We start from the raw sequence: 11,549 nt of genomic DNA, 5'->3' as shown, positions 1-11,549 counted from the left end.
AAAAAACTATTGAATTGTTCCATATAAATCCAAGGAGTTGTACACGATTTATATTCCGGCAGCGGCAGCACACCGTTTTCCGGCTTTACGCCTTGCCTGCAGGCGCAAGGGAAGCAGCAGGATGAGCCTTGCCTATACTTGATTTTCTATAACAAAAGTCCTGACAGAGGGTTGCGCCATGGACCACCTCGTACTCACCGTATTCGCCCCGGACAAGCCCGGACAGGTCGAGCGCATCGCCCAATGCATCGCCGCGCACGGCGGTAACTGGCTGGAGAGCCGCATGTCGCGCATGGCGGGGCAGTTCGCCGGCATCCTGCGGGTCGGTGTGCCGGCGGAAGCCTACGACGAGCTGGTGGACGCCCTGCAAGGCTTGGCGGCCCAGGGCATCCGGGTGCTGATCGCCGAAAGCGGCATCGAACAATCCTGCACCTGGAAGCCGATCGCCATGAAGCTGGTGGGCAACGACCGGCCGGGCATCGTGCGCGACATCACCCGCCTGTTGAGCGAGCAGGGGGTGAGCCTGGAGCGACTGGTGACCGAAGTGCGCCCGGCGCCCATGAGCAGCGAGCCGCTGTTCCATGCCGAAGCGATCCTGGCGGTACCGCTGACCTTGTCCCTCGATGTCCTGCAGTCGCGCCTGGAAACCCTGGCGGATGATTTGATGGTGGAGTTGGTGCTGCGCAGCGAGGTGTGAACCTGAAAAGGCAGGTTATCCAGTTTTAGCGTGCATGCGACTGTGGATAACCTGTAGAGACCTACCGCCAGCCCAAGCCAGCCAAGGCTTTGCGGAATCTGATCAAAAAACCAGCAGTTTCAAGGGCTTGTGCACAAACGGCGGGGATCACGCTGTGGATAACCTTGGGAAGGATAGATGCAGGCCGCGCCAACCGTGGCCTGTAGAGGTTTGTACGTTTATTGATCAGCTGCGTTTGCGCAGGCTCAACCAGGCATCCACGCTGTACACCGCCAGGCCGGCCCAGATAAACATGAACGCCACCAGGGTGCTCGACGACAGGTGTTCGCCGAACAGCAGTACCGCCTGCAGCAGCACCAGGGTCGGCGCCAGGTACTGCAAGAAGCCCAGGGTGGTGTAGGGCAGGTGACGGGCGGCGGCGTTGAAGCACACCAGCGGCACCAGGGTGACGGGGCCGGCCGCCACCAGCCACCAGGCTTCGGAGCTGGTCCAGAAGGCCGCCTGGGCACTGGTCGCGGTGGGGTTGTACAAGAGCCAGGCGAGGGCGATCGGCACCAGCATCCAGGTTTCCACCACCAGCCCCGGCAGCGCCTTGACCGGCGCCTGCTTGCGGATCAGTCCGTAGAAACCGAAGGTCAGCGCCAGCACCAGAGAGACCCAGGGCAGGCTGCCGACCTGCCACACCTGCTGCGCCACGCCGACCGCCGCCAGGCCCACCGCCAGCCACTGCAGGCGCCGCAGCCGCTCACCGAGGATCAGCATGCCCAGCAGCACATTCACCAACGGGTTGATGTAGTAGCCCAGGCTGGCTTCGAGCATGCGCCCGTTGTTCACCGACCAGACATAGGTCAGCCAGTTGGCCGCGATCAGGGTGCCGCTCAGGGCCAGGATCGCCAGGCGCTTGGGGTTGTCCCGCAACTCGCGCCACCAGCCGGGATGCTTCCAGACCATCAGCAGCAGCGCGCCGAACAGCGCGGACCAGAGCACCCGGTGGATGATGATTTCCACGGCGGGCACGTTGGCGATGGCTTTGAAGTAGATCGGGAACAGGCCCCAGATGATATAGGCGCTCAGGCCCAGGATGTACCCGCGACGCGGGTTGGCGGCTTGCATGCAGAATCCTTGCTTAGGCAGCTAACAAAGGCAGTGATTGTAAGGAGGTTTATCAGGCTGTGTCTTTGTCGGCGTAATCGCGGTGACCTGCTTTTGTGATCGATCCGGGTTCTGTAGGCGCGAGGCTTGCCCGCGGTAGGTTCGCCGCGGTGATTCTGATGCACCGCGGTGTCTTGATCGCGGGCAAGCCTCGCTCCTACAGACCCGATACAGGCTGGGGTCAGAACAGCTTCAAGGGTTCTTCGTTGAGCGCCGAAAGTTGCTCGCGCAACGCCAGCACCTGGTCGCCCCAGTAACGCTCGCTGCCGAACCAGGGGAAGCTGCGCGGGAACGCCGGGTCGTCCCAGCGCCGCGCCAGCCAGGCGCTGTAGTGCATCAGGCGCAGGGCGCGCAGCGGTTCGATCAGCGCCAGCTCGCGCGGGTCGAAGTCGTGGAACTCGCTGTAGCCATCCATCAGTTCCGACAGCTGCCCCAGGCATTCCTGGCGATCGCCGGCGAGCATCATCCACAGGTCCTGTACCGCCGGGCCCATGCGGCAGTCGTCGAGATCGACGATATGGAACACCTCGTCGCGGCACATCATGTTGCCGGGATGGCAGTCGCCATGCATGCGGATGTTCTGGTGCGGCGTGGCCTGGTAGACCTCTTCCACCCGCTTGAGCAGGTCGCGGGCCACCGACTCGTAGGCCGGCAGCAGGCTCTTGGGCACGAAGTCGCCTTGCAGCAGGGTGGTCAGCGAATCGTGGCCGAAGTTCTTCACTCCCAGCGCCTCGCGATGCTCGAACGGGCGGGTGGCGCCGACCGCATGCAGGCGGCCGAGCAATTGCCCCAGGCGATACAACTGGTCGAGGTTGCCGGGTTCCGGCGCCCGGCCGCCACGGCGCGGGAACAGGGTGAAGCGGAAGCCTTGATGCTCGAACAGGCTTTCGCCCTGGTGAATCAGCGGCGCCACCACCGGCACTTCGCATTCGGCGAGTTCGAAGGTGAAGCGGTGTTCTTCGAGAATCGCCTCGTTGGTCCAGCGCTGCGGACGGTAGAACTTGGCGATCAGCGGCTCGCCGTCTTCGATGCCGACCTGGTAGACACGGTTTTCGTAACTGTTGAGTGCCAGGACACGGGCGTCGCTGAGAAAACCGATGCTTTCGACGGCATCGAGGACTAGATCGGGGGTAAGGGTTTCGAACGGGTGAGACATGCTGACTCCTGCGCGCAGCAGGCTGCTGCGTCCGGCCAAGCATGGTAGCGCACGAAGGATGACAGGTGGTGACTGTGAGGGCGCTATCGCGGGCAAGCTTGCCCCTACAGATACGTGTAGGGGCAAGGCTTGCTCGCGAAGCGGTGGATCAGGCGCCGACGATGCCGCCGTCTTCCCGGGTGATCACCATCACCGAGGAACGCGGCTTGCCGTTCGGCAGGTGCTCGGGGAAGGTCGAACCACCGTTCTCGCCCGGATGCTGGATGCCCACGAACAGGCTTCGCTGATCCGGCGAGAAAGTGATGCCGGTGACTTCGCAGCCCACCGGCCCGACCATGAAGCGGCGGATCTCACCGGTGTCCGGGTCGGCGCAGAGCATCTGGTTGTTGCCCATGCCGGCGAAGTCGCCAGTGTTGCTGGAGTCGCCGTCGGTGAGGATCCACAAGCGGCCGGCCTTGTCGAAACCCAGGCCGTCGGGGCTGTTGAACATGTTCTGCGGGGTGATGTTCGACGAACCGCCTTTCGGCTGGCCGGCATGCACGGCCGGGTTGCCGGCCACCACGAACAGGTCCCAGGTGAAGTCCATCGAGCCGTGGTCGCCACGGCCGGTCTGCCAGCGCAGGATCTGCCCATAGACGTTTTTCTCCCGCGGGTTCGGGCCGCCCACTGGCTGGCCGTCTTCGCCACGTTTGGAGTTGTTGGTCAGGGTGCAGTAGACCTGGCCGTCTTTCGGGCTGACCACGATCCATTCCGGACGGTCCATGCGCGTAGCCTTGACCACGCTGGCCGCCAGGCGGGCGTGGATCAGCACTTCGGCCTGGTCGGCGAAACCGCTGCTGGCGTCGATGCCGTTCTTGCCGTGGCTCAGCTCGACCCATTTGCCCTGGCCTTTCGGGTGGTCCGGGTTGCCGTCGCCATTGTCGAAGATCGCCACGTATAGGGTGCCGTGGTCCAGCAGGTCACGGTTGGCCTTGGGGTTGCGGTGGTTGATGCGGTCGCGGCTGACGAACTTGTAGATGAACTCGCCACGCTCGTCGTCGCCCATGTAGACCACGGCGCGTCCGTCGCGGGTTTCGGCCAGGGCGGCGTTTTCATGCTTGAAGCGGCCCAGGGCGGTGCGCTTGATCGGTTTGGACTGCGGGTCGAACGGGTCGATCTCCACGACCCAGCCGTGACGGTTGAGTTCGTTGGGGTTTTTCGCCAGGTCGAAGCGTGGGTCGAACTGATGCCAGTTGATGTCGCGGCTGCTCGCCGAGGCGCCATAACGCTTCTGCGCGACATCGAACGTCTGCTGGGCGTTGCTGCTGCCGAAGCAATCGGTGAAGTTCTCTTCACAGGTCAGGTAGGTGCCCCATGGCGTCTTGCCGTTGGCGCAGTTCTGGAAGGTGCCGAGGACTTTCCTGCCGCTCTTGTCGGCGCTGGTTTTCATCAGCGCATGGCCGGCGGCCGGGCCGCTCAGGCGAATCGGCGCGTTGCCGTGGATGCGCCGGTTGTAGCGCGAACCCTGGACGAACTGCCATTGGCCGTTGCGGCGCTGCACTTCGATCACCGACACGCCTTCGCTGGCCAGGGCCTTGCGCACGTCTTCCGCCGACTGCGGCATGCCGCCGTGAGGGTAGAGGTAGCGATAGTTGGTGTATTCGTTGTTGATCGCCATCAGCGCGCGATTCTTGTCGTCCGGGAAGGCGAACAGGCTCATGCCGTCGTTGTTGTCACCGAACTGGACCTCCTGGGCCGCGGCGGTGCCATTGCCGCTCGGGTCGAAGGCCGGGCCGTTCTTCTGCAGGGGCTGGCCCCAGCTGATCAGCACCGAGGACTTGTAGCCCGGCGGCAGGGTGATGGTATCGCTGGTGGCGGCGGCAATGCCTTCAAAGCCCAGCAGCTTGCTGGAACCGGCGCTGACGCTGGCGGCCAGCACGCTGCGGCTCAGCAGGTTGCCACCGAGGAACATGGCCGCGCCGCATAGGGCGCCGGCGCTGATGAAACCACGGCGGCTGAGGCCGACCATCTTTTCGAGGTCGGTAGGTTGGTCTTCTTCTAGTAGGCTCATCACAGGCTTCCTGCAGGATTTTGCAGCCACCTTAATCAGCGTCGATGACGAACATATTGCAGCGACGAAAGCATTTCGCCGTTTTGTGTAGCCGCTGCCGAAGGCTCGCAGTCGGTCAAGGTCCTGCGGACCTATCGCAGCCTGCGGCAGCGGCTACAGAGCAGTGATAAGTCTGGCTACAGCGGCGTGCCGAGCAGCACATTGGACGGTGAGAATTGCACCCGCACCGGCTTGCCGGCGCTCAAGCCAAGGTTTCGCAAGTGCAGCGGTTCGGCCAGGGCGCAGAGGGTCTGGCCGCTGGGCAGGGCGATGCGGATTTCGCTGGGGCCGTCGTCGGCGTCGAGGATCGCTTCCAGGGTGCCCAGCAGGCAATTGTGTCCGGGTGTTGCGGGCTGATCGATGGCTAGCAGTTCCAGCCAACCGGCCTTGATCAACGCCACTACGCCTGTGCCTGGCTCAAGTTCCAGATGCAGGGTGCTGTCATGGGTGATCTGCGCCTGGATCACCAGGCCTTCTGCGAGCGCCAGGCGCACCAGGTCATTGCGCCCTTGCGCTTCGACGGCCTGCACCGTGCCGTGCAGCTGGTTGCGGGCGCTGGTCCGGAGCATCAGGCGCCCCAGCAGATCGAGGTCGGCGGCGTCTTCGGCGGCTTCCAGTACCTGGGCCTGCAAGGCCTGCAAACGCTGGTAGAGACGCAGCACCCGCTCGCCTTCGGCGGAGAGCCTGGCGCCACCGCCGCCTTTGCCGCCGACGCTGCGTTCGACCAGGGGGTTTTGCGCCAGGTTGTTCAACTCGTCGATGGCATCCCAGGCCGCCTTGTAACTCAGGCCGGCGCTTTTCGCGGCACGGGTGATCGAGCCCTGTTCGGCGATGTGCTGCAGCAGGGCGATGCGCTGCGGGCGACGGGCGATGTGCTGGGTCAACAAGGTGGGCAAGGGCATGGCGGAACGCTTTGAACGCTGGGAATGGAAAGGGAGTTTGCGGCTTGAGGGCCGAGAGTCAAGTTCAGTCGGGCTCGCCGGGTTTTGGCGTACGTGCCAGGCAGTAGACATCAACCCGCCGCGCCCCGGCCGTGAGCAACAGCCGCGCCAGGGCGTGGGCAGTCGCGCCGGTGGTGAGCACGTCGTCCACTAGCGCCAGGTGTCGGCCATGGACCGCCGCCTCGGGCATCAGGGCAAAGGCGTGGCGCAGGTTGTGTTGTCGCGCCCTGGCATCCAGGCCTTGTTGCGATGGCGTGTCCTGGGTGCGCAGCAACGAGGTTTCGTCGCAGGGGATTTGCAGGATCTCGCCCAGCCAGCGCGCGAGCATCGCCGCCTGGTTATAGCCTCGCTGGCGCAAGCGCTTGCGGGCCAGGGGCACCGGCAGCAGGGCGTCGGGTTGCGTCAGGTCCTCGGCATAGCGATGTTGCAGCGATTGCGCGAGCAGTTCGGCCAAAAGTCGGCCAAAGGGCCATTTGCCGTTGTGCTTGAAACGGCTGACCAGGCTGTCCACCGGAAAGCCATAACGCCAGGGCGCCACCACCTGGGCAAAGGCCGGCGGTCGCTTGAGGCACTGGCCGCAGGTCAGGCCGGCCGCGGGCAAGGGCAGGGCGCAGACCTGGCAATGATCGCCGAGCCACGGCAGTTCGGTTTCACAGGCGGTGCAAATGGGTTGGGGCGTGTCGGTCGGCTCATCGCAAAGCAAACAGGTTTGTTTGTTTTTTAACCAGATGTAAACCTGTCCTTGGTAATGTGGTTGACACTGCATGGCGCTTCCTTAAATATGCCCAACATCCGTGTCGCGGCTGTGGGTATTCCCTTCCCGCCACCGCTTGCCAAGCATAATCAAGGAATCGCCCATGAGCGCCAGCACCACCGCCAATCTGCGTCATGACTGGACTTTGGCTGAAGTCAAAGCCCTCTTCGTCCAGCCGTTCAATGACTTGCTGTTCCAGGCGCAGACGGTGCACCGCGCGCATTTCGACGCCAACCGCGTCCAGGTTTCCACCCTGTTGTCGATCAAGACCGGCGCCTGCCCGGAAGATTGCAAATATTGTCCGCAGTCCGGTCACTACAACACCGGCCTGGAAAAAGAAAAGCTGATGGAAGTGCAGAAGGTCCTCGAAGAGGCCGCGCGCGCCAAGGCCATAGGTTCGACTCGTTTCTGCATGGGTGCGGCCTGGAAACACCCGTCGGCCAAGGACATGCCGTACGTGCTGGAAATGGTCAAGGGCGTGAAGGCCATGGGCCTGGAAACCTGCATGACCCTCGGTCGCCTGGATCAGGACCAGACCGAAGCCCTGGCCAAGGCCGGCCTGGACTACTACAACCACAACCTCGATACCTCGCCGGAGTTCTACGGCAGCATCATCACCACCCGCACCTACAGCGAGCGCCTGCAGACCCTGGCCTACGTGCGCGATGCCGGGATGAAGATCTGCTCCGGCGGCATCCTCGGCATGGGCGAGTCCCTCGATGACCGCGCCGGCCTGCTGATCCAGTTGGCCAACCTGCCGGAGCATCCGGAATCGGTGCCGATCAACATGCTGGTGAAAGTGGCCGGCACGCCGCTGGAAAATTCCGAGGATGTCGATCCGTTCGATTTCATCCGCATGCTTGCCGTGGCTCGCATCCTGATGCCGAAATCCCATGTGCGCCTGTCCGCCGGCCGCGAAGCGATGAACGAGCAGATGCAGGCCCTGGCGTTCTTCGCCGGCGCCAACTCGATCTTCTACGGCGAGAAACTGCTGACCACTGCCAACCCGCAGGCCGACAAGGATATGCAACTGTTCGCGCGCCTGGGCATCCTGCCGGAAGCCCGCGAAGAGCACGCCGACGAGGTGCACCAGGCCGCCATCGAGCAGGCGCTGGTGGAGCAGAAGAGCAGCGAGCAGTTCTATAACGCCGCGGTTTAAGCATCTCTCCCTGTAGCCGCTGCCGCAGGCTGCGATAGGTCCGCAGGACCTCGATGGACTCAAGCTCCTCGCGCCCCTTCGGGTCGATCGCAGCCTGCGGCAGCGGCTACGGCAATCATCGTCCGATCATCGAGGCCTGCATGTCTTTCGATCTCCGCGCGCGTCTCGCTGCCCGTCGTGCCGAAAACCTCTATCGTCAGCGTCCACTGCTGGAAAGCCCGCAAGGGCCGCAAGTGGTGGTCGACGGCCAGCCATTGCTGGCATTCTGCAACAACGATTACCTGGGCCTGGCCAATCATCCGCAAGTGATCGAGGCCTGGCGCGCCGGTGCGTCCCGCTGGGGCGTGGGCGGTGGCGCCTCGCACTTGGTGATCGGCCACAGCACGCCCCATCACCAGTTGGAAGAAGCCCTGGCCGAGTTCACCGGTCGCCCGCGGGCATTGCTATTCACCACCGGTTATATGGCCAATCTCGGCGCGGTCACCGCGCTGGTGGGGCAGGGCGACACGGTGCTGGAAGACCGCCTCAACCACGCTTCGTTGCTGGATGCCGGCCTGCTTTCCGGCGCGCGCTTCAACCGTTACCTGCACAACGATGCCGAGAGCCTGGCCAAGCGCCTGGAGAAAGCCACCGGCAATACCCTGGTGGTCACCGATGGCGTGTTCAGCATGGACGGCGACCTGGCCGACCTGCCGGCCCTGGCTCGCGAAACCCGGGCCAAGGGCGCCTGGCTGATGGTTGACGACGCCCATGGATTCGGGCCACTGGGGGCCAACGGCGGAGGGATCGTCGAGCACTTCGGCTTGAGCCAGGAAGATGTACCGGTCCTGGTGGGCACCCTCGGCAAGGCGTTCGGCACCGCCGGCGCCTTTGTCGCCGGCAGCGAGGAACTGATCGAAAGCCTGATCCAGTTCGCTCGTCCCTATATCTACACCACCAGCCAGCCACCGGCCCTGGCCTGCGCCACCCTGAAAAGCCTGGAGTTGCTACGCAGCGAGCACTGGCGGCGTGAGCACCTGAACAGGCTGATCCGCCAGTTCCGCCAGGGCGCCGAGCAGATCGGGCTGACTCTGATGGACAGCTTCACGCCGATCCAGCCGATCCTGATCGGCGACAGCGCGCGGGCGATTCGCCTGTCACAGATGCTGCGCGAGCGCGGCCTGATGGTCAGCGCGATTCGTCCACCTACCGTGCCCGCGGGGAGCGCCCGCCTGCGGGTGACCCTGTCCGCCGCTCACAGTGAGGCTCAGGTCCAGCTATTGTTGAATGCACTGGCGGATTGTTTTAGCGAACCGGGACCGGAGCCAAGCCATGCGTGATCGACTGATTCTGCTGCCCGGTTGGGGCCTCGGCGTATCGCCGCTGGAACCCTTGGCGGCGGCTCTGCAGGGGCTGGACGAACACCTGCGGGTCGAGATCGAACCGTTGCCGGAGCTGGAGTCCAGCGACCTGAATGAGTGGCTCGACGAACTGGACGCCAGCGTGCCGGACAACGCCTGGCTCGGTGGCTGGTCGCTGGGTGGCATGCTGGCTTCCGAGCTGGCGGCGCGTCGTGGCGAGCGCTGCTGCGGTCTGTTGACCCTGGCCAGCAACCCCAGTTTCGTGGCTCACGCCGAGTGGGCGAGCGCGATGCCGGGGGAGACCTTCGACGGGTTTCTGGCCGGCTGCAACGCCGACCCGCGCACCACCCTCAAGCGCTTCAGTTTGCTGTGCGCCCAGGGCGCCGAAGATCCACGCGGCCTGTCGCGCCTGCTGTCGGGCGGCGCGCCGCATACCTCGGGCGCGGTATTGATGGCCGGCCTGGAGTTGCTGGCGCAGTTGGATACCCGCCATGCCCTGCAGGCGTTTCGTGGGCCGCAGTTGCATCTGTTCGCCGGGCTCGACGGACTGGTGCCGGCCGAAGCCGCGGGCGAATTGCTGGCGTTGTTGCCCGATGTCGAAGTTGGTCTGATTGAACAGGCCAGCCACGCGTTTCTTCTGGAGGATCCCCACGGTGTGGCGGGGGCGATCCAGGCTTTTTTGCATGAGTCCGGCGATGACTGATCTGTCCCTTCCCAAGCCACCCGGCAGCTTGCCCGACAAGCGCCAAGTGGCGGCTTCCTTTTCCCGCGCGGCGTCCAGTTACGACAGCGTGGCGCAACTGCAGCGCGACGTCGGTAACGAGTTGCTGAGCCGCCTGCCACAAGACCGCGAGCCTGGCCGCTGGCTGGACATGGGCTGCGGCACCGGTTATTTCAGCCGCCTGCTGGGCGAGCGCTTCCCGGCCAGCGAAGGGCTGGCGCTGGACATCGCCGAAGGCATGCTCGAGCACGCCCGTCCGCTGGGCGGGGCGCAGTATTTCATTGCCGGTGATGCCGAGCGTTTGCCGTTGCAGGGGCAGAGTTGCGAACTGATTTTCTCCAGCCTGGCGGTGCAGTGGTGCGCGGACTTCCGTTCGGTTCTCAGCGAGGCGCATCGAGTGCTGAAGCCGGGCGGCGTGCTGGCCTTCGCCAGCCTGTGCGTCGGTACGCTGTACGAATTGCGCGACAGTTGGCGTCAGGTCGACGGCATGGTGCACGTCAACCGCTTCCGTGAGTTCAGCACGTATCAACAGCTGTGCGCGGCGAGTGGTTTGCAGGTGCTGAGCCTGGAAACCCGTCCGCATGTGCTGCACTACCCCGATGTGCGCAGCCTGACCCATGAGTTGAAGGCCCTGGGAGCGCACAATCTCAACCCTGGACGGCCCGGTGGGCTGACAGGGCGGGCGCGGATCAGGGGCCTGATCGACGCCTACGAACAGTTCCGTCAAGCGCAGGGATTGCCCGCGACCTACCAGGTGGTCTACGCCGTATTGGAGAAGCCGCTATGAGCCGAGCCTATTTCGTTACCGGGACAGACACCGATGTTGGCAAGACCACCGTCGCCGCTGGCTTGCTGCATGCCGCGCGGCTCTCGGGGCTGAGCACGGCGGCCGGGAAACCGGTGGCTTCAGGCTGCGAGCTGACCCCCAAGGGGCTGCGTAACGCCGATGCGCTGGCCTTGCTGGCCGAATGTTCGTTGCCCCTGACCTACGACGAGGTCAATCCACTGGCCTTTGAACCGGCCATCGCTCCTCATCTGGCGGCCCGCGAGGCTGGTGTGGCGTTGACTGTGCAGGCCTTGCTGACGCCTATGCGCCAGGTGCTGGCCAAGGGGGCGGACTTCACCCTGATCGAAGGGGCTGGCGGCTGGCGTGTGCCGCTGGCCGACCAGGACAACCTGTCCGACCTGGCCATGGCCCTGGATCTGCCGGTGATCCTGGTGGTGGGCGTGCGCCTGGGCTGTATCAACCATGCCCTGCTGACGGCCGAGGCGATTGCCCAGGACGGTTTGCAGCTGGCGGGTTGGGTGGCCAACATCATCGAGCCGAAGACTTCGCGGCTAGAGGAAAACCTCGCCACACTGGCGGAACGCTTGCCTGCTCCTTGTCTGGGACGGGTCCCGAGATTGAAGGCGATCAGCGCCGAAGCAGTGGCCGAGCATCTGCAGCTGGACCTGCTTGACTAGATTTTGCCTATGATGTGGCACTGTGCTATTAGTGTTTTTGACGGGTCTTTTCCTGGCGCGTCTGGTTCAATAGCCG

11 protein-coding genes are annotated in these 11,549 nt (G+C 64.3%); 6 read left to right on the top strand and 5 right to left on the bottom strand.

What is annotated here, in order from left to right:
* Positions 1–178 precede the first annotated feature (178 nt).
* Positions 179–697: a glycine cleavage system transcriptional repressor gene (locus tag H0I86_RS28980; protein WP_180923055.1), complete on the top strand. Its 519-nt coding sequence runs from the start codon at positions 179–181 to the stop codon at positions 695–697.
* 225 nt (positions 698–922) lie between these two features.
* On the opposite strand, the gene rarD is transcribed toward H0I86_RS28980, so the two are convergent.
* The 5 genes from rarD to H0I86_RS28955 form a co-directional block, all read right to left on the bottom strand.
* Complete coding sequence (rarD, locus tag H0I86_RS28975) at positions 923–1,810, bottom strand: EamA family transporter RarD (protein WP_180923054.1); 888 nt, start codon at positions 1,808–1,810, stop codon at positions 923–925.
* A gap of 220 nt (positions 1,811–2,030) precedes the next feature.
* Complete coding sequence (locus tag H0I86_RS28970) at positions 2,031–3,005, bottom strand: serine/threonine protein kinase (RefSeq protein ID WP_180923053.1); 975 nt, start codon at positions 3,003–3,005, stop codon at positions 2,031–2,033.
* Between the two features lie 148 nt (positions 3,006–3,153).
* The gene (locus tag H0I86_RS28965; protein ID WP_180923052.1) at positions 3,154–5,055 is read right to left on the bottom strand and encodes a PhoX family protein; all 1,902 of its coding nucleotides are present in this window, start codon (positions 5,053–5,055) and stop codon (positions 3,154–3,156) included.
* A 176-nt stretch (positions 5,056–5,231) separates the two neighbouring features.
* Complete coding sequence (locus tag H0I86_RS28960) at positions 5,232–5,996, bottom strand: TOBE domain-containing protein (protein ID WP_180923051.1); 765 nt, start codon at positions 5,994–5,996, stop codon at positions 5,232–5,234.
* Positions 5,997–6,060: 64 nt separating this feature from the next.
* Positions 6,061–6,801 (bottom strand): ComFC family protein, encoded by a 741-nt coding sequence (locus tag H0I86_RS28955; protein ID WP_180923050.1) that lies wholly within the window; start codon positions 6,799–6,801, stop codon positions 6,061–6,063.
* A 91-nt stretch (positions 6,802–6,892) separates the two neighbouring features.
* On the opposite strand from H0I86_RS28955, the gene bioB reads away from it, so the two are divergent.
* The 5 genes from bioB (at position 6,893) to bioD (ending at position 11,473) form a co-directional block, all read left to right on the top strand.
* The gene (gene bioB / locus H0I86_RS28950; protein WP_180923049.1) at positions 6,893–7,948 is read left to right on the top strand and encodes a biotin synthase BioB; all 1,056 of its coding nucleotides are present in this window, start codon (positions 6,893–6,895) and stop codon (positions 7,946–7,948) included.
* Positions 7,949–8,088: 140 nt separating this feature from the next.
* Complete coding sequence (gene bioF, locus H0I86_RS28945) at positions 8,089–9,267, top strand: 8-amino-7-oxononanoate synthase (RefSeq protein WP_180923048.1); 1,179 nt, start codon at positions 8,089–8,091, stop codon at positions 9,265–9,267.
* A complete protein-coding gene (locus H0I86_RS28940; protein ID WP_009051196.1) occupies positions 9,260–9,991 on the top strand; it encodes an alpha/beta fold hydrolase in 732 nt (243 codons plus the stop codon). Before bioF ends, H0I86_RS28940 begins: the two co-directional genes overlap by 8 nt.
* Positions 9,984–10,796 (top strand): malonyl-ACP O-methyltransferase BioC, encoded by an 813-nt coding sequence (gene bioC / locus H0I86_RS28935; protein WP_180923047.1) that lies wholly within the window; start codon positions 9,984–9,986, stop codon positions 10,794–10,796. The genes H0I86_RS28940 and bioC overlap by 8 nt, the downstream gene beginning before the upstream one ends.
* Entirely contained in the window at positions 10,793–11,473 is a 681-nt protein-coding gene (gene bioD, locus H0I86_RS28930; RefSeq protein WP_180923046.1) for a dethiobiotin synthase, read from the top strand. The genes bioC and bioD overlap by 4 nt, the downstream gene beginning before the upstream one ends.
* Positions 11,474–11,549 lie beyond the last annotated feature (76 nt).

Source organism: Pseudomonas chlororaphis subsp. aurantiaca, assembly GCF_013466605.1.
Taxonomy (GTDB): domain Bacteria; phylum Pseudomonadota; class Gammaproteobacteria; order Pseudomonadales; family Pseudomonadaceae; genus Aquipseudomonas; species Aquipseudomonas chlororaphis_I.
This window is presented reverse-complemented; position numbering and strand designations above follow the sequence as displayed.